This window comes from Paenibacillus sp. JNUCC 35, assembly GCF_058269095.1.
Genome location: NZ_CM177771.1, coordinates 4,363,780 through 4,383,427, shown reverse-complemented (window position 1 = coordinate 4,383,427; position 19,648 = coordinate 4,363,780). Strand labels below are relative to the sequence as shown.

The window sequence follows — 19,648 nt, the reverse complement described above, 5'->3', positions numbered from 1 at the left end:
CGGTAGCTTTTCGTTTACAAAAAGTTTTTGTTTTTAACCGTTGAAATTAATTGTTCCATAAATACACGGCTAGCTGCACATAAATGTTTATTCTTACGATATACGACTCCAATTTGTGTGGTGAGCACCGGATTTTGAATCGGAATCGTTCGGATTTGTGGATGATCAATATAATCCAAGTACCCTTTCGGCAGGACGGTAACGCCGACACCTTTGCCAACCATCGTGATGATCGATTCCATCGTTGTCATTTCCAACACTGGCTGGGGCGTGAATGCCAATGACCGGCACTGTTCATTAATCACTTGCCGTAAGAAATAGGAATTCGGCAATAGAACAGAAGGTGTTTCCTTTAAAATGTCAAGCGTCACAAACGATGCTTGGGCCAAGGGATGATCTACAGATACTGCAAGGGCAAGATATTCCTTATAGAGTGGGATGGCTTCAAGATCTTCATGTTCCATTGGCAAGAGTACAATTCCCAGATCAAGCTCATTTTGCAGAAGTCCGTTATAGATATCACCGGTCCGCAGCCCAAGTACAGAAAGCTCTACATTGGGATAACGGTTATGGAATCCCACCACCGTAGGAGGAAGCAAGTAATTAACAACGGTCAAGAGCGCGCCAATTTTCAATGTACCTCTCTTTAAGCCTTGCAGTTCACTGATTACTGCACGCGCCTGTGAGAGCTCATGAAACACATTGTAGCTGTGATGTTGTAACGCTTTGCCTGCTTCGGTAAGCATTGTTTTTTTGCCGACACGATCAAAGAGAGGCATGCCGACTTCGTGCTCAAGCAAACGAATCTGCTGGCTAAGCGAGGGCTGGGTTATACCTAGTTTTTCGGCAGCACGGGTAAAATGCAGTTCTTGACTTAACCTCATGAAGTATTCCAATTGCTTCAGTTCCACTGGACTTCCTCCTTTTGTGTTGCTTTTATAATGATAGGAATTTTCTATTATTATACGATAAATAATATTGAATTACTAATGGGTTTTTAGCGGGAATTGTGAATGAAAAAAGGAGGTTTTTAATATGATTCATGCCGTTATATTTGACGTGGATGGGACTCTTCTTAATTCAGACCAAGCGATCATTCTAGCCTTGCAGCAGGTTTTAAGAGAAGAAAAGAACATGGAGTACCCAAGTGAAGAATTGATTCCTGTATTGGGGATGACTAGTGAGAATAGTATGAACCTCTTGGAGGTTCCGGATGTAAAGCATGCTGCTGCAAAGCTGACGCTTTATGTAAAAAGGAATACTCATCTGATGACCCTCTATCCCGGGATTGAAGATATGCTTAAAAAGTTGGCCGGAAAAGGCATCCATACGGGTGTTGTTACGTCCAAAACACGCGAGGAATTCAAATTCGACTTTATGCCGCACGGTATTAGTGAATACTTCTCGCACATTATTTGTGCAGATGATACGTCCAAGCATAAGCCTGAGCCTGATCCGTTAATCAAATATGTAGAGCAAACCAGAATCGACCCGACAACAACGCTTTATGTCGGAGATACCGTATTTGATCAGCAATGCGCGAACGGGGCTCAAATCGACTTCGCCATAGCGATGTGGGGAGCCAAGCAACCAGAACGCACTGTCGCGAAATACAGATTGAATCGACCTGATGATCTACTCCGCATTGTAGGTCTTGAATGATTCATTATCGCTCATGCATAGTATCGGCAAAACATTGGCTGTGGTGCTTCACGCACTACAGCCAATGTCGTATTTTCGCTGTTCTGGGATGGACGGTTTTGCGGTTGTCAGTGCGGCTTTGATGAATGAACAGAAGGGGGTAGCAGCGATGTCTCAGGATCGGTATAGCAGACAGCAGAATTTCCGGCCGATTGGTGCTGCTGGCCAACAGGCCTTGGGGGATGCGCATGTGTTGATCGTAGGTGCGGGCGCGCTCGGCTCCGGTAATGCGGAAACGTTTGCTCGCTCGGGTGTTGGCACGATCACGATTATCGATCGCGACTATGTAGAGTGGAGTAATCTGCAGCGGCAGTCACTGTACGCCGAGCAGGATGCTATCGATCAATTGCCCAAAGCCGTGGCGGCAGCGAATCGGTTAAGGCAGATCAATTCTGATATTACGGTTCACGCGCATGTGATGGATTGCACAGCTTTGGATCTTCAAGTCTTGTTGAAGCGTAACAAAGTGGATTTGATCCTTGACGCGACGGATCATTTTGCGATTCGGTATATATTGAACGATGTTGCTTATCGCTACCAAATTCCTTGGATTTATGGGGCCTGCTCTGGCAGTTATGGCGCCGTATGCAGCTTTATTCCAGGCACGACGCCTTGCCTGCATTGCTTGATGGAACGGATGCCGATTGGCTCCACATCATGCGATCGGGAAGGCATTATTGCGCCAACGGTACAGATGGTTGTATCGATGCAGTCGGCCGAAGCGCTCAAGTGGCTGTCTAGGAACCGAGATCAGATGTCGGATCGGTTTACGGTCTTCGATCTGTGGTCGAATACGCATCAAGCGATACGACTCAATGGATCGGCAAAGCGCCACGCATGCCCGACGTGTGGGAACGATCCAAGCTATCCGTATTTGAAGCACGAGTCGGCGATCCAAGCTGAAGTGCTGTGCGGTCGAACCTCCGTTTGGGTACGGTATCCGCGCCAAGAGCCGCTCGATTTGCAAGCGGTCGCTTGGCATGTGGAGCAGTTGCATGCGGACGTAAAGGCAAATCCTTATCTGCTGCAAATTCATGACGGGGAATATCGCCTCGTTATTTTCCAGGATGGTCGCGCGCTGGTTCATGGCACTTCCGAACCGCTGGTAGCCAAGAAGTTATATCATCGCTATGTCATATAGGAAGGTGATCTTGTGAAAATATTATGTTTTGCCCATGTGAGTGAACAGTTAGGCGCATCCAATTTGGAGCTTCATCTCGGTCCGATGACTGTCGATGCATTCTTAGAAGAATTCAAGCAGCGTTATCCTAATTTGCGTCTAGATCATGTGATGATCGCGGTGAACGAACAATTCGTAGATGAGACACATAGGATTGAGCCTCATGATACGGTGGCCCTGCTGCCTCCAGTCAGCGGTGGATAGAGAGGGGAGCGATCACGATGAATCTTGAGAAACTGACGCATTTTGTGCTGGGACCGACCTATTTGGAAAAAGAAAAGTGGGAAGAGCGGTGATTATCAGCGTCAGCACTTGTAATCAAAATATGAGAGGAAGGGAGGCCCATATGAGCGGCTCACTATTTGTTATAACCGATCAACCAATCAAGCCGGAAGACGTGTCGGAGAAAGTAAAGCGTCGGGAAGCAGGTGCGATTACGTTATTCCTAGGCACGGTCCGTGAAATTACCTATGGCAAACGCACCTTATATCTTGAATATGAAGCTTACCCGTCCATGGCAGCGAAACAATTGGAGCGAATTGGGCAGGAGGCGCGCGAACGTTGGACGGATACCGTCGTGGCGGTGACCCATCGTGTAGGACGGCTTGAAATCTCCGATATCGCTGTTGTCATCGCCGTCTCCTCGCCGCGTCGCAAAGCGGCCTACGAAGCGAATGAATATGTCATTGAACGGATTAAACAGATCGTACCGATCTGGAAGAAAGAATATGGCGAAGACGGCTCCGAATGGATTGGGGATCAGTTGAACCAACAGACCTATCCTGATGGACGACCGCTGCTCAGCGATATACCGTCAGAAGATGTAAACAGCGATAAATAACTAAGGTGTGAGGAGAGCCGATCCTCCATCTGTAAGGAGTGTGTAACGACGATGACAATGCCTCGCTTAGTCGATCCATTCGGACGTCAACATCATTATTTGCGCATTTCAGTGACGGATCGCTGTAATTTGCGTTGTATCTACTGCATGCCCGAGGAAGGCATGGAATTTGAACCGGCGGACAATATCCTTACCTACGAAGAGATTGTCGATGTCGTACGCGTCGTCGCGGAGATGGGCATACGCAAGATCCGCCTCACCGGCGGAGAGCCGCTTGTTCGCAAAGAGCTGGAGAAGCTTGTGGCGATGATATCCGGCATCCCTGACATCGAAGATATTGCGCTAACGACGAATGGCATCTTTCTCGCGCCGCGCGCCGCCCGGTTGAAGGAAGCTGGACTTACACGCGTGAACATTAGTATGGATTCCCTGCGGCCGGATCGGTTCAAATTGATTACGCGCGGCGGTGACGTTCGGAAAGTGCTCGATAGCATTGATGCCTGCGTGAAGGCTGGCTTAAGCCCGATCAAATTGAACGTTGTGCTGATGAAAGGGATTAACGACGACGAAATCGCGGATTTTATCACGCTAACACTGGACCGCGATATTCATGTCCGATTTATCGAATATATGCCAATCGGTCACAGTGATTCACAGTGGAAGAACTTGTACCTGCCGCTCAACCGTATCAAGGAAGTTTGTGCGGAGCAGCAATGGCAGTACGAGGCTGAGACGACCATCCAAGGGAATGGTCCTTCGGAGAATTATCGTCTGCACGGTGCTGTAGGCAGTTTTGGCTTGATTCATCCGGTAAGCGAGCATTTCTGCCAGACGTGCAATCGTCTGCGCCTCACGGCAGACGGTTATATCAAGCCTTGCCTTGCTTGGACAGAGCAGTTCCAAGTACGCAGCGTGATCGGCGATGATGCGGCGATCCGGCAGCTTTTCCTCGATGCGCTCGGTACAAAGCCTGAAAATCATGAAATGTCCAAATTTCTGCAAGACGAACAAGACATTTCACATACACCCACGGCTCGCAGAATGTCTCAAATCGGAGGATAGGAGTTAGCAATATGATTCATCTTGAGCGACATTGAAAAAGAATAAAAGTATCGTTATTCCGCATGAGCATGGGGACTACTAACCCGACGACATCACTTTATGTGAAGATACCGTATTTGATCAGATATGCGCGAACGGGGCTCAAATCGACTTTGCAAAAGCGATGTGGGAGACAAGCAAACAGAACACACTGTCGCATAATACAGATCGAATCGACCTGATGATCTGCTCCACATTGCCGGTCTTGATTGATTAATTGAAAGAATTGGAACAGAGGCATGCAGACTGAAATTTCAGTCTGCAGAACCATTTGTGATAGAGAAATGCTTATTATCATAGGAAAAACTAATCATTATTATTTAATTATTAGAATTGATCCTATGAAAGAAAGCGGGTAAGATTTAATTATCAAAAATAAATATTTTATCATTTCCCATGGAGGTATAGCCAAAAGGTAAGGCAAGGGTCTGCAAAACCCTGACTTCTGGTTCGAATCCAGATACCTCCTCCAACATCATTTTTTCTGGAAGATATGAGGTGGAACAAAATGCAGAACAAAATGCAGAACAAAATGCAGAACAGCAGTGGAGCCTCAGGCCAGTCGTTAATAGAAATCCAACCCTGGAGAGATTGGATTTCTGTTATTAAACCAGGAATTTTGGTTTCTAATTTATTTTGTGCGTTTGCTGGTTACTGTCTTGCTTCAAGATTGAAGTCTGGCGATTTAAATTTGATACTCATTCTGTTTGGAACAACATTAGTTGTTGCGGCTGCTTCGATGTTAAATAACTTCTTGGATCGTGTACGAGATTTAAAAATGGAACGGACTCGTGTTCGCCCGTTACCGAGCGGGCGGTTGAAACCTCGGAATGTATTGATAGTTGGGATTATAACGGGGTTCGTTGGATTGGCTACATTGTATATTTTCGTTAATCCATTAAGCGCAGCTTTGGGCTTTATTGGACTTTTTGTTTACGTAGTGATCTATACGGCTTGGCTTAAACCGACATCAACCTGGAGTACTTCAATCGGAGGTATTTCCGGATCTATGCCACCAATGATCGGATACTGCGGTTTTTCAAATGAGCTGGAACTTGGCGCATGGCTTTTATTCTTGTTTCTTTTTTTATGGCAGCCACCGCATTTTTGGTCACTTGGGATTTTAAAAAAAGAAGAATACCGAGCAGCAGGGTATCCACTACTTCCCGTTATAAAAGGTGTATATCGCACAAAAATACAGATGATACCGTATGTTGTGAGCTTATTTTTCGTTAATTATTTGTTATTTGATTATAACTACGTTGGTGTAGGATATTTGATCGTTTCTGGTGCGCTGTTAATAATTTGGTTGATCGCATGTCTACATGGATTGATTACAAAAAATGAAGCGAGATGGGCTTCAAACAACTTTCGACTTTCTCTTTATTTCCTGACGTTTTCTTTGTTGATGATGATATTTGAGATTGCTCTATTTTAGTCATCTGATTGGCATAGGTGCAGCTTTCGGCACATTTAATATGTAAGCGAACTTGCTCTATGTTATATCTACCTTGAAGGATAATGGCAAACCAGATCGAAAGACTGGGACGCAAAGCGACGGGTCTTCTGCTTAATGCAATGATCGCCGGGTTCCCCTCTCGAAATACACGATGTTGAGAAACAGATGCAGCTCAGAGGGGGCTGTGTCTGTTTCTGTTTTTAAAGTGGAAAAGAGGTTATTATTTATGGATAGATTGGAGAATTATTCAGAAGAGATTAAAGAATTGATTCTCAGAGAGAGACGGAGCATAAAAGTATTACTGGCTGACAGTGACCACGATTGGCAACAAAGTCTCGCTACGTTAATCAATTCTGAACCGGATGTGAAAGTATCGGGAATTGTTTCAACAAAAGAAACAGCGATTCAAGCAAGTATGCAATTACAGATAGACGTAATGGTTTTGGATGTCATGTTAAACTCAACTCAGCACGAAGGATTAGACACCATAACAGAAATACACCATTTTAGGACAATTTATCGCAGGGAGAAAGAAGCTTTGAAGGATACGCATAGGCTTTGGGTGATCACAATACCAGTAGATCGAGCCTTTATTTTATCTGGGCGACATTTAGATTTGTTGGATTTATTTCTTTTGTGGAAGCTTCACCAGTCCCGGCTTTGTTATAAGCGCCAAAAAGTCTGAATTATTTAAATCACCGGTGATGCGCATTGCAATTAAACCCATGAGGACTGGAGTAGGTAGTACTGCTATCTCCCGCTGCTCAGCATCCTGAATCATATGAGGAGCAAATGGTTCGCGATTTTCTGGCGCCTTTGCTAATTGGTCATTTAGGACAAGTACGGTTCCATGTAATTTCGCATTGGTTTCCCTGAGGTAAGTCCCTACATTTGCCTGGACTTTGTCCAGCATGTCTTTGCTTAACGAGCGTTTCCCTCCTTTTATTTCTATGGCAATTTGCCTGCCTTCTATGCTGGCCAGCAAATCAAACAATCTGGGCTTTTCTTTTCCATCACGATTGGAGTCTAAATCAGTTACTTTGGCGCCGAAGATTTCATCAAAAGAGCGTTTTACTACAGTAACTAATCGTTCATCTGCCTGGGTAACCAAATCGATAAACGACTGAATCGTGTCTATCTGTCCCTGTACCTTGGCTTCCTTGCGCTCTAACTCCTCTAAAATTCTCTTCCTTTCCATCTCAAGGGCTCTACTTTTCTCCTTTAGCACTTCCGGCATATAGGTGCCGGACCATCTTTCCGGATACCATCCCGGACGGAACTGAGGTAGAAACTCATTTAAGATGTATGCAATATATTGACTTCTTGTCTGGCAGTCTCTGATATTCGGGAGCAGGATCAGCTCTCTGTTAAAAGCCTGAAGAACGAACCCAACCGGTTGCTTTTTTTTGTTCTCAAACAGCGGTTCAAATGGAGATTGTTCACTTTTTTTACGGAACAATTTAAACAAATTATCCCGCTTCCCATTAAAAGCAACCTCCCAGGTTAGATCCCCTTCAAACTGCTTAGCCAGTTCTTTAACTGCTCGATCTGAACTAACACAATCAATTGATGCAGGACCTTCAGCAGGTGATTGATCTGTTACCTTTAAAGAAGGAAGAGTATTTAAAAGCCAGGAGTAACTATGGATTAGAGGCTGGTCGGGAAAGTTCACCTCCGTATTGAATTTCCCCCCAATAACAACCACAGGGATGCCCGCTCTAAGAGCTTCTACAATTCTCGGGGATAAATCCCCGGCTGCATGTGAAAATTGTAAAAATGTCTCACTATTAACCCCCCTAAAAGATTTACGCTGGGGCTGTCCTGTAAGCTGCTCAAGTTCACGACGACGGTCCTGTAGTTCAGTCAATTGGTTATCATTTGCGTTCATAAAATCAATCAATACCAGATCAAATTCATGGGGAAGCGGGATCGGTTCGAAACCATATCCATCATAAATACGAATTATGCTGGAGGGGTAGATTTTATGATCCGCTATCAGTTCCTCCGTTTTTTTATAAACATCGAGCAGCCAAATTCGCATAGTTCACCTCAAAGATAAAGTTTAGGGGTTTGCACCAATAACTGGAGCTTACCAGTAAAACAAAAGGGGGACAATCATTTGTCGAAAAATATTAAATAACAATGGTGGTCGTACGCCCCAGCGCTAATTTCTGTTGCTCCATTTCCAGTTATAGGCAGTGTATTACGAAATCTTATTGATTTTCTCCGCTGCAAAATTCAGCTGGAGAGGGAGCAGTTGTCTAATCAGACAACGTATAAAATATGCCTTGAAGTAGATATGTGTATGGCCCTATTCGGTCATGCCTTATTTAACATTCAAGGCTTTTTTTGTGTCCAAAAACACGAAAGGATGTCATAGGATGGATCACATGGAGAAGTATTGGGAGGAAAACTTGGAACTCGGGAAGAGCTACGGGCAAAGCGTGTACTCTTTAACCGGTGATGGCCTTGTAGGCGAGAGAGCGCCGGTTCCCGTTAATCTTGTCGCATTATCTCCTGGAGAGCTGCTCGTTTGGTCGGTAGCACAAGTTCCAGCGATAGTAGAAGGCTGGTTTGCCGGACAAGCAGGTGGAAGTGCTATTGCTGATATTCTATTTGGTAATGAGAATCCATCTGGCAAATTATCAGAAACATTCCCTGAAAATATGGCTCATAATCCAGCACATATTAGCTATCCGGGGGAAAACGGGAAAGTCCATTATCGTGAAGGTATTTTTGTAGGTTACCGATACTATGACAAAAAAGAAATAAAGCCGTTGTTCTCATTTGGACATGGTTTATCGTATACAACATTTTCTTACGACTCTATACGTGTTGAAAAAAAAGCCTATAAAGATGATGAAACCGTTCATGTATATGTAGAAGTTCGAAATACAGGAAGTTTGCCCGGGAAAGAGGTTGTACAAGTATATGTACATGATCAGCAAGCAAGCGTCATTCGTCCAATTAAAGAATTAAAAAAATTCACTAAAGTATCACTACAACCAGGAGAAAAGAAACAGTTGCACTTTGAATTAACAAAACGTGATTTTGCATTTTATAATGTGGAAAGTAGCGATTGGTTAGTGGAAACAGGATATTTTGAGATATTAATTGGGGGATCGCTGGATCATTTACCGTTAAAAGCAACTATTCATGTAGCATCGACTACCCAGAAAGAATATGTATTTACAAGACAAAGTTTAACGAAAGAATGGCTGGAAGATACGTTCGGGAAAAAATTGATTACCGCGTTTTTCTCAGAGATTAGTAAAGAGCTTAATCTTGATGATGAATATACAATCGCGTTTTTAAGAGAAATGCCTGTCTCAGCTTTTATTTCTCTGTTCGGTCAAAAGTGGATGGAAACTCATAATCCGGAAAAGGAATTAGACAAACTGATTCAACAGATAAATGAAATAAAAGAAAGAGAGAACGTAAATTAGTAGCTGGTTGTTCATCATAAATGCAGCACTGGTATTAGCCGGAGGAATATTGGGTCGTATCGATTCATTAGGTAAGCTAATGTTATTGTTAAATGAATTATCTGCTATTATTATGTGGAACGTTGCTTTTTATTTAGCTAATTCAATATATTTATAATCATTTCCAGTCTTAAAAACTTCCGTTTTTGAGACTTTTATTTACCGGCTAGCCTCCGCATGGTTGCTGTGCAAGATGGCGTGGCGGTCGGCACGTTCTCGGTCAAGTGGCGATCGGATCCGGATGGGAAAGGAGCTGAACCGCAGACGCAAAGCTCTTCGCTATGGAAAGAACTCGCCAAGTTCGGCAAGTGGTACACGTTCAAAATGTTGCTTGGACTCTATACGCTGGACTATCAGCCGCGGGCCAGGGAGTGCTACATTGCGGATGTAGTCGTACACCCGGATTATCGCGGCCAGGGCGTTGGCAAATTGCTGCTGCAATGGCCCGGGAGTTTGCCGAGGCGGACCCGCTGCTGCTGGCGTTGATCCCGGTCTCCATGGAGTTGCCGACGACGCATAAAAAAGTGTTTATAAATTGATCAGTAAATATATCGATCTTATAAAAAATTACGAAAACCAAAACAATCGTGATTCGATGGTTTTGGTGTTTTTTTATTTCCCCAGCTGCTGCTGTCGGATGACAAGAACTTGATGTCATAAATGACAAGAACTTTATCCTATTCCCGATTGACACATAAGAAAGCTGTCGGTTGACATGAACATACATGTTTAAAGGTCGCATAACTGCAGAAAACAGGACAACCTGGCAAATGATATATGTTCTTGTCATTCAGTTCATCAACGTATGTATAAAAGATGGAATTTTTGTCCATAATGGTTTATATGTAAGGTGACCACGAAACATATCCCCGTTCTTTTGAAGCCAACATTTATCTGATGTATTAGGGATAAGGTATAATGAATGAACTATTATTAGGAAGTGATGCGGTTATGGTCAAAAAATGGACCATGAAACAATCATCCAGTTACAAAGTATATTGAGAAAGTCAAACATTAGTAACCAGAAGGTCCTTATTGAAATTCAAAGTGAAAAGTTGAAATTAAAGACGATGACATGGGGGCCGGAGATCTGCTTGAGGCGGTTGGGGCAATTATGCCAAAACGCGCACAGGAGTTATCACTGCAGTAAGCAGAGCTCGTGAGGAATGGGATTGATGAATATGTTAATATATTGAGTTCTTGGTTGGTTATGCTTTTATAGTTTTAATAGCTAGTAATTCAACTACTATCAGATTATTTAGTAAGAATTGAAGACTTGCTTTCAGTAGAAAGATAACTCTATTTGACAATTAAAAGCATAGTCACGAAGCTGAGCCTGTCCTATGTTAAACCCGTTTAGCCGGGGAGCTATATACTTTCTCATTGATCGATGTACTTTTAAAATTTACTTACTTAAACTGAATTTTGACTTCTATTCATTTAAGGTTAATAAAATGCTTACCACGAGTTATTAATGGTAAGCATTTTTTGTGCCTTTTTAAGGGATAACCTTAAGGTGGGGTTCGACTATACATTAAGGTGAATAAATATACATTTTGAATTATGCGGATATTCTCATAAAATGTGAAAATCGGGCTTATACAGCAGCTTTCTGGGGAATGTAGTTCTCACTAATTGTGAAAACGTCCCTTGATAAATCAATGTTTTCTCCCGATTTTTTCTCATTAATTATGACACCACACAATAAATGTGATTTTTCATTCGAAATGAGAATAACACCATTAAAGTTGATAAAACCGTTTCAACTTTAGTGAGAAAAACAGCGCTATACAGCTTTTTGTATAAATATAAAAAAGATGAGGGGGGAACTCCTCATCTTTTTTTTTGAGGTTAAAATGTGTCCTACACTCCAGAACATCTGGTAATAAGACCTGAACCATTTTTTGATGAAAGTCTAAGCCAAGTAGAAATGGTTTATAAGCAAATTGAACAATATATTTCTGATTCTGTCATTAAGAATGATGATAAGTCGTTTGGAAAAGGCGATCCGTACGATTCTAGAGGGAGTCGATTGAGGGCGGTTTTTTGTCGAAACAAGTGAAATAATGTCAAGTTGTTAAGCGTTTGTTAAGTGGATTCTTCTAATATATTGAAGGGTGGTCATGTAAATCTCAGCAGGCTGAGGTGAGCATACACCAATAACCTATTTGGAGGGAACAACTTGCAAATGATGCACTCATGGAATGGACATAGTGCCCCACGCTTCAGTCGGGGTATGCAATTGCTGCTTATTATTGTTCTTGTCTTTCAACTAATCTTTGGATTTGCGCCACTTGCTGAAGCTGCAGGAGGAGGTCCTACGATTACTCAACAGCCTTCAGATGCGTCTATTGTGGTGGGTGGACAGACTACACTCTCCGTGACAGCCACTCCGGGAAGTGGCGGTACACTAAATTATCAATGGTACGCCAGTCCAACCAGAAGTACAACTGGAGGTATGGCGATTACCGGAAGTACCGCTTCAACATATAATGTTACCGGATCTATTGCAAGCACTGCCTATTATTATGCGAAGGTGACAGAGGGTAGTCAATCCGTCTATAGTAACATTGCGCGGGTAACGACCACAGAAAGTAAAGTTTGGAATCCCGTTGGGACAGAGGAGTTTTCCGTGGGATCAGCGGAAGATATGAATATAGCAAATGACGGTAATGGTATGCCGTATGTGGCTTATAAGGATGCCGGCATTTCCAAGAAGCTTGTCGTCAAGAAATTTAACGGCACAGATTGGGTGAACGTGGGCCCCCTGGGATTTTCAGATGGTGAAGTGTCTAATCCTAAACTAGCTTTTATCAATCAGACTCCTTATGTTGCCTATACTGATAAGGCAATAGGAAATGGGAAACTGATCGTCAAGAAATGGGACAACACGCAATGGACAACCGTTGGAGCAGAGGGGATAAGTATAGGTACAGTCGGCGGGATTGAATTCAAGACTCATAATAGTACGCTCTATGTAGTTTATTTTGATGCAGGGGATTCCAATAAGGCGAGTGTGAAGAAGTTTAACGGAAGCAGCTGGGTGGCGGTAGGCGGTTCCTATTTGTCTACCAAGTCAAGCGGTTTTTATTCCTTGACCTTCTATAATAATGAGGCTTACATCGCTTATAAAGAGTCCTATTTCGATGCGAATTTTAACCAAATCCAAGAGATTGTGTTCAAGAAGGAAAGCGGGGCATCGTGGGTCGCTGTGACCCCTCCGGTTACAACGAACCAGCAACCCTACTATATAAGCGTTGCGTTTCTGTATGGTACCCCTTACGTTTCATATAGTGACAACTTGGATGGGCTAAGCGCCTATTTGAAAAAATGGAACGGCTCAACGTGGGAGAAGGTAGGATATCAAAGCACCTTCAGTACATATTCCCATCTAAGTGTTTATAACGGCAAATTGCATTGGGTTTATAATGCTTTTAGTGATCTTTATGTTAAGGAGTTAAATGACGGAACGTTGACCACGCTCGGTTCTTTCGATTTATCTGGCCGTAATGAAATTAAATACCTCACTACAAGCGTATGGAATGGCCAGCACTATGCTGCTTATCAAGAAATGTACCAGTCCAAGAAAGCGATTGTCAAAACGTTAGCTCCGCCAAACGCTAATGCCGGTAATCTGAGCAATCTTGTCATCAGCTCGGGGACGCTGTCGCCGTCATTCTCGTCTTCTGTAACCAATTATTCGGTTAATATTGGAGCGAGCAGCGGCGTGACAAGTGTTAAGCTAACGCCTACCGCAGAATACAAAACATCAACGATTCAAGTAAATGGCACAGCCGTCACGAGCGGTAGCCAGAGCGGGAGTATTACGATCCCCCTGGAGAAGAATGTCATCTATGTTGATGTGCTGGCAGCGAATGGTTCGGTTAAAACCTACACGGTGACGGTTAATGTAGTGAGAGACGCCAGTGCGCCGTCGATCACTTCACAGCCTACCGTACAGAATGTGAACCTTGGTTCCACTGCGACCTTAGCTGTCTCGGCTTACGCAAGTCCAGGAACGCTTAGCTATCAGTGGTACAGCAACAGCACAAGTTCAACGACAGGAGCACAGGCAATTGCCAATGCCACGAGTCGGACGTATTCGGTACCAACAAGTGAGCTTGGAGATACGTATTATTATGTGGTTGTTCAGAATACGGATAATACGGCTAATGGCAGTAAGATTGCTTCAACCCAGAGCAACATTGTCAAGGTTTCCGTGGTGATGCAGGATGCTCCTGCTCCGACCATCACAACACAACCTGCAGATGTGAATATCGGTGAAGCAGGACAAGCTTCGCTGTCTGTTGGAGCGACGGTACCTACAGGTGGAAGCTTGTCCTACCAATGGTACAGCAATACGACAAATTCAACTGTGGGCGGAACTGTCATTGACGGAGCAACCTCCTCCAGTTACACAGCACCAACAAAACAAGTTGGCAGCAAGTATTATTATGTCATTCTGACGAATACGGATAATCGTGCGACGCGGAACAAGACCACTTCCGTAACAAGCGGGGTCGCTCGCGTAAAGGTTAATTCGCAAGATGCAGCAGAGCCTGTCATTACAACAGAGCCTCAGGATGTGTCTGTAGCGATTGGTCGAAGTACTGCGATCAGTGTAGGTGTAAATCCAGTCGGTATGACAGATTTAAGTTATCAATGGTATCAGAATGATACAGACAGTACGACAGGAGGCATCGCTTTATCCGGAGTCACCGATGCGACATACAGTCCATCTACGTTAACTTTAGGCACGTACTACTACTATGTAGTTGTAACGAACACGGACACATCGGCGGTTCGAACACAAACGGCGACCACAACGAGCAGGGCGGCCAAAGTGACCGTTAATGAATTGACAAATGCAGCTATGCCTATTATTACAGCTCAGCCACAGAATCAGTCTGCTCTTTATAGTCAGCCATGGACGCTGAATGTAGCGGCAAGCGCTCCGAATGTGCTCAGCTATCAATGGTATCAAATAAAGAATGGTGTCGGAGAAGCGATACCAGGGGCTACAGATGCAACGCTAACAGTGAATTCAGATTCGACGGGCACCTTCTACTACTATGTCGAGGTGACGAATACGGACGATTCCGCGACCGGAGATCGAGCGGCCACAACTCGAAGTGATATGGCAACAGTGACCGTCAGCCTTCCAGTACCCATGAACGTAACGGTGACAGCGGGCGATGGACAAGCTACACTGAAGTGGGATTCAGTGACCGGAGCAACCTACTATTCTGTGTATGTGTCTACCATTGCGGGAGTATTTGATGCAGAATCCGCTATTGAAGTGAAGGAAACCTCATACAACTTCAAGAAACTGTCTAACGGCAAGCCCTATTATTTTGTAGTGAGAGCAGGGGCACCGGGAGGGAATAGTCTACCTTCAGTAGAAGTAACAGCAACTCCGCAGGCTCCAAGCAGCGAAGAGTCTGGTACAGCTGGGACATCGGGGGGAGCGCCAAGCACTCCTGTACCAAATGGGGTTGAGGTGTTGGTCAATGGCAAGGTAGAGAATGCAGGAACCGCCAAGACGGAAAAGAAGAATGGGCAGCAAGTGCTTACGATCGTTGTTGACGAAGACAAGCTGTTGCAACGTGTAGCTGCGGCGGGACGCCATGCAATCATTACTATACCGGTAGCTGCGCAGAACGATGTGGCGGTCGGTGAACTAAATGGACGAATGGTTAAAAGTCTACAATCCAGCGAGGCTGTTATAGAAATTGCCACACCAACGGCAAGCTATGTTGTACCAGCGAAGCAGATCAATATTGACTCGCTGAGAGATAAATTAGGATCCAATCTGCAGCTTCAGGATATCAAGGTGCGGATTGAGATTAGCAAGCCTACGGAAGAAAAAAATCGTGCCGCTCAAGCATCGGCTGAGTCAAACGGACTTTTCGTGGTGGTTCCGCCTTTGCAATATGAAGTCACAGCCTCATATGGAGATCGGACTGAAGCAGTATCCGTGTTCAATTCATATGTCCAAAGAACCGTGACGATACCTCAAGGCGTAGATACTAGCAAAATTACAACAGGAGTAGTGATTGAACAGAATGGAACGATCCGCCATGTTCCAACGAAAATCATCAGCAAAGATGGAGTTTACAAAGCTGAAATCAACAGTTTGACGAACAGTATGTATTCCGTTATTTGGAATCCCGTCACATTCAAAGACGTTGAGCAGCATTGGTCCAAAGATGCGGTGAATAACATGGGGTCCAGAATGGTGATTAATGGAGCCGGAAATGGATTGTTCCTTCCCGATCAAGACATTACCCGTGCTGAGTTTGCTTCGATTATCATTCGTGGCTTAGGGCTGCCTGCAAATTCAGGAGACCAGCTATTTAACGATGTGAACCAGAAAGACTGGTACGCCGGCGCTATCCATACGGCACATACGTATGGTCTCCTATCCGGATTTGAAGACGGCAGCTTCCGACCTGATGACAAGATTACAAGAGAACAGGCGATGTTGATCGTATCCAAGGCAATGAAGCTTACTCAGCTTTCAGGGGCAGTTTCTCCAACTGAGATAGACCTAGTACTAAGTACCTTCTCAGATGCTGCAAATGCTTCGGAATGGGCGCGCAGCGGTATTGCATCTAGTGTAGCGGCGAGTATAATTACAGGAAGACAATCCAATCAACTCGCACCTAAAGCCTATATTAGCAAAGCGGAGGCTGCGACGGTCATGCAGCGACTGCTGCAGAAGTCAAGGTTAATTGATTAATTTATTCATAAGAATGCTTCTCCCGCATGAAGCTCTGCAAGTGCGTGCGAGAAGCATTTTTTTTAGCAGAGGATAACCACGATTTTAGAAGGGGGCTTTAGTCGTGATGGTGGGTAGGGATCGGTTTTTGCTTACACTTCTTATTGTGTCTTTACTTGTCTTACTATTTACATGGATAGAAATCGATTCAAGAAGTGCCCCTATCGTAAAGCAAGGCGTGCTCGACTTGCATGATGTGGATTTTATTAATGAAGGTCCCATTTCCCTTGATGGGGAATGGGAATTTTTCCCTAACCAGTTACTTTCACCGGAAGATATCCATAGAGGTATAGGGGAATCCACTACGATTCAAGTTCCCGGCAACTGGGAGAAAGCACCTTTGCCGAACGGAGAGAGGATGAAAGGGCAAGGCTATGGAACGTATCGACTGCACATCAAGCACGCGCCAACGGACCAAATGCTCGCTCTAAGCAAACACTACGTTCGATTCGCAGATGCCATTTATGTGAATGGCACGCTAATGATGAAATCGGGGGTGCCAAGCTTTTCCCGTGAAAGCTACGAGCCCAGAAATGTACCATACACCGTGTATTTTAAGCCTGTTCGGGCTGATATTGAGGTTGTGCTGCAAGTAGCTAATTTTGATTACAAGAGCGGTGGCATTTTTAGTTCCCTAACCTTAGGTCTCGGGCACCTGGCGGAGAAGGGCGGGCTGTTGCAGGGAGCCACTGAGCTGCTTGTAATCGGTTTCTTGCTTCTTTTTGCTTTGCTGTACTTATATTTCTTCTATCGTCTGCATCGCTGTCGGCTTCAATTGCTTCAATCGCTGTTTTTTCTGAATTTGGCAGTGGCGGTTTTGGCGAATGGAGAAAGGCTGCTCCTTCAGTTATTCCCGAATTTGTCCTTTGAGATCGCATTTAAAATTAAATATATCGCAGTGTACGCATTGCCCGTTGTCGTCCTCTGGATCGTTTCTAGCATTATGGTAAATCGACGGACGCAGCAGGGATTACGGTTACTTGGACTCATTCTGCTTTCTTATGTGGCAGGAATCCTAGTGTTTCCATTTCGTATCTATTCCACTATTCAGGACTTTTTCTACCTCCTGGGTCTCGGTGGTTATGTAATCGCAATCGGACTTATGCTGCGGAGCTATATCCGTAGAGATTATGGTTCAGTCCAGCGACCGCAGTTTCAATTGCTAATGATATCGGTGTGGATGATGTTTTTGACCTGTGTACTGTCAATCCTGAATACGTGGAATCTTATCGGACTTGCGCTAGTCAATTTGACCATGCTGCTCATGCTGCTCATCTTTGTCTATGTTCTTGTCTATCATTATGTTAGAGCGTATGAATCCATGAAGCAGCTAACTCATCAATTGCAGGTTGCTGATCGGATGAAGGATGAGTTTCTTCTTCTGACTTCCCATGAACTTAACACACCGCTTCACGGCATTATTCATCTGTCACGATCCTTATTAGCTTCTCCGACCAAAAGAACAGGGGATATGGAGATCCGAGAAAAGCTGCAACGCATTCGAAATACGGCTTATCGGATGTCCCATATGGTACAAGATCTGATAGATGCCTCACGATTTGAGGATGGCAGCTTGAAAATCACAAAAAGCGTTGTAGACTTGGCGACTTGCTTATCTGTGTTAAGGGAGGTTTTTGGGAATCTGGCCATAGGCAAAGGCGGCAGTTTCTCGACTCGGATGGAGCCGTCGGCGAGGTTTGTGGTTGCAGACGAAACTCGAATGCTTCAGGTTTTGTATAATGTAGTCTATCATGCCATTGATGTTCAGAGCGAAGGAGAGTTGTTGCTACAATGCCTTCGGCGAAATGATGAAGTAGAAATTGAGATTATGAGAGAGTCCTCGTTAATCACACATGAATTGGATGCTTCCGAAGCCCCGTTATGGCCATGGAGTAAGGGAACGTCTGCAGTAGGTTTGTCTATTGCGCACGATTTGCTGAGTTTAATGGGTGGGACATTTGTCATAGACCAAGCGTCAGGGAAAATGCGCATTACGCTTCCGGCGGCTGATCCCCTTGATGTTCCGAATGCTGCAGCTCCGAGAGACTTACAGGAGATAGCTTCTAATCCAGATGTTGACCGAAAGAAGCCGGTTGCTTCCGTGTTACTTGCTACAGGCGATTTGGTAGATGTGGAGCATTTGGGCAGCTTGCTGACATTAGAGGGTTTTGGAGTTAGCTTTGCTTCAACGGACAAAGAGGCCGAAAAAGCCTTAGCTCGTTCCCCGTTACCGGATCTTGTAATTGTGGACACGAGGTTATCTGCAGGTATGGGCTTTGAACTGTGCAAAAGTATCCGCAAAGAATATAGTCCAGCAGAGCTCCCTGTTCTGCTTATTATTTCCAGAAACACGCCTGCTGATATTGAGGCTTGTTTGGCTGCAGGTTGCAATGATTTTATTACCCGTCCCCTGGAAGGGGGAGGAATTCTTGTGCGTATCCATACCTTGCTAGGGATGAAGCGATTGATCAAAGAGGCTGCTGATAACGAGATGGCATTCTTGCGTTCGCAAATTAAGCCGCATTTTCTTTACAATGCCCTAGGTACCATCATGTCTCTTTGTTACACGGATGGTCCGAAGGCGGGTGAGTTGCTAGGGACATTTAGCCATTACTTGCGAATCTTGTTCCACTTGGATCATACAGAAGATACAATTCCTTTAGGCAAAGAGATGGAGCTGGTTATGTCTTATGTGGAAATTGAGCGGGAACGCTTCGGCCAGCGGCTGCAAGTTCATTTTGACGTGGATGAGAGTTTGTATAACGCAAGGGTCCTGCCTTTACTGATCGAGCCGATTGTAGAGAATGCCATTCGTCATGGGGTATCTAAGAAGATTGACGGCGGGACGGTTCGACTAACCATTCACCGCGTGGAGAATGAAATTGTGGCCGTGGTGGAAGACGACGGAGTCGGAATGACGAAGGAGCAGGTGAATGTATTGCTTCAACGTGGAGGTTCGGAGCAGGGAATCGGCTTGTATAATATGGCTCGTCGTTTAAAGCATCTCAATGGACAGGCCTTACAAATCCAAAGTGTTCCAGGACTAGGCACACGAGTGGAATTGCGCTTTCCATTTCAAACGCAATAAGTGAGTAAAGAA

General features: G+C 44.5%; 13 protein-coding genes, 1 tRNA gene and 1 riboswitch. Of the genes, 12 read left to right on the top strand and 2 right to left on the bottom strand.

The genetic code is table 11. The features are described from left to right. Window positions 1-14 precede the first annotated feature (14 nt). Complete coding sequence (locus tag AC2TF6_RS19715; RefSeq protein ID WP_454235842.1) at window positions 15-911, bottom strand: LysR family transcriptional regulator; 897 nt, start codon at window positions 909-911, stop codon at window positions 15-17. Between the two features lie 124 nt (window positions 912-1,035). Here AC2TF6_RS19715 and AC2TF6_RS19710 point away from each other — a divergent pair, with 124 nt between their 5' ends. From AC2TF6_RS19710 to AC2TF6_RS19675, 8 genes are all read left to right on the top strand, one after another. After that, the gene (locus tag AC2TF6_RS19710; protein WP_491308150.1) at window positions 1,036-1,662 is read left to right on the top strand and encodes an HAD family hydrolase; all 627 of its coding nucleotides are present in this window, start codon (window positions 1,036-1,038) and stop codon (window positions 1,660-1,662) included. Window positions 1,663-1,810: 148 nt separating this feature from the next. Next, a complete protein-coding gene (locus AC2TF6_RS19705) occupies window positions 1,811-2,842 on the top strand; it encodes a ThiF family adenylyltransferase (protein ID WP_491308149.1) in 1,032 nt (343 codons plus the stop codon). 12 nt (window positions 2,843-2,854) lie between these two features. Then, window positions 2,855-3,085 carry a MoaD/ThiS family protein gene (locus AC2TF6_RS19700; protein ID WP_491308148.1) on the top strand — a complete coding sequence of 77 codons (231 nt, stop codon included), beginning with the start codon at window positions 2,855-2,857 and terminating at the stop codon, window positions 3,083-3,085. Between the two features lie 142 nt (window positions 3,086-3,227). Beyond that, complete coding sequence (locus AC2TF6_RS19695) at window positions 3,228-3,722, top strand: molybdenum cofactor biosynthesis protein MoaE (RefSeq protein ID WP_454236730.1); 495 nt, start codon at window positions 3,228-3,230, stop codon at window positions 3,720-3,722. 51 nt (window positions 3,723-3,773) lie between these two features. Continuing rightward, a complete protein-coding gene (gene moaA, locus AC2TF6_RS19690; protein WP_491308147.1) occupies window positions 3,774-4,784 on the top strand; it encodes a GTP 3',8-cyclase MoaA in 1,011 nt (336 codons plus the stop codon). A 437-nt stretch (window positions 4,785-5,221) separates the two neighbouring features. Next, window positions 5,222-5,295 (top strand) — tRNA-Cys (locus AC2TF6_RS19685). Between the two features lie 36 nt (window positions 5,296-5,331). Continuing rightward, window positions 5,332-6,261 carry a heme o synthase gene (cyoE, locus tag AC2TF6_RS19680; protein WP_491308146.1) on the top strand — a complete coding sequence of 310 codons (930 nt, stop codon included), beginning with the start codon at window positions 5,332-5,334 and terminating at the stop codon, window positions 6,259-6,261. A 75-nt stretch (window positions 6,262-6,336) separates the two neighbouring features. Further along, window positions 6,337-6,421, top strand: a riboswitch (cyclic di-GMP riboswitch). A gap of 87 nt (window positions 6,422-6,508) precedes the next feature. After that, on the top strand, window positions 6,509-6,967 hold the full coding sequence (locus tag AC2TF6_RS19675) for a helix-turn-helix domain-containing protein (RefSeq protein WP_491308145.1): 459 nt from the start codon (window positions 6,509-6,511) through the stop codon (window positions 6,965-6,967). Here the strand turns inward: AC2TF6_RS19675 and AC2TF6_RS19670 are convergent. Then, entirely contained in the window at window positions 6,908-8,323 is a 1,416-nt protein-coding gene (locus tag AC2TF6_RS19670) for a hypothetical protein (RefSeq protein ID WP_491308144.1), read from the bottom strand. The two genes, AC2TF6_RS19675 and AC2TF6_RS19670, sit on opposite strands and share 60 nt — an antisense overlap. A 340-nt stretch (window positions 8,324-8,663) precedes the next feature. On the opposite strand from AC2TF6_RS19670, the gene AC2TF6_RS19665 reads away from it, so the two are divergent. The 4 genes from AC2TF6_RS19665 to AC2TF6_RS19650 all read left to right on the top strand — a co-directional run bounded on the left by AC2TF6_RS19665 (window position 8,664) and on the right by AC2TF6_RS19650 (window position 19,636). Further along, a complete protein-coding gene (locus tag AC2TF6_RS19665; RefSeq protein WP_491308143.1) occupies window positions 8,664-9,728 on the top strand; it encodes a fibronectin type III-like domain-contianing protein in 1,065 nt (354 codons plus the stop codon). Window positions 9,729-9,944: 216 nt separating this feature from the next. Next, window positions 9,945-10,253: a GNAT family N-acetyltransferase gene (locus tag AC2TF6_RS19660; RefSeq protein ID WP_491308142.1), complete on the top strand. Its 309-nt coding sequence runs from the start codon at window positions 9,945-9,947 to the stop codon at window positions 10,251-10,253. A gap of 1,702 nt (window positions 10,254-11,955) precedes the next feature. Next, window positions 11,956-16,509: an S-layer homology domain-containing protein gene (locus AC2TF6_RS19655; RefSeq protein ID WP_491311691.1), complete on the top strand. Its 4,554-nt coding sequence runs from the start codon at window positions 11,956-11,958 to the stop codon at window positions 16,507-16,509. Between the two features lie 106 nt (window positions 16,510-16,615). Next, complete coding sequence (locus AC2TF6_RS19650) at window positions 16,616-19,636, top strand: ATP-binding protein (RefSeq protein ID WP_491311690.1); 3,021 nt, start codon at window positions 16,616-16,618, stop codon at window positions 19,634-19,636. The last annotated feature ends 12 nt before the right edge of the window (window positions 19,637-19,648 follow it).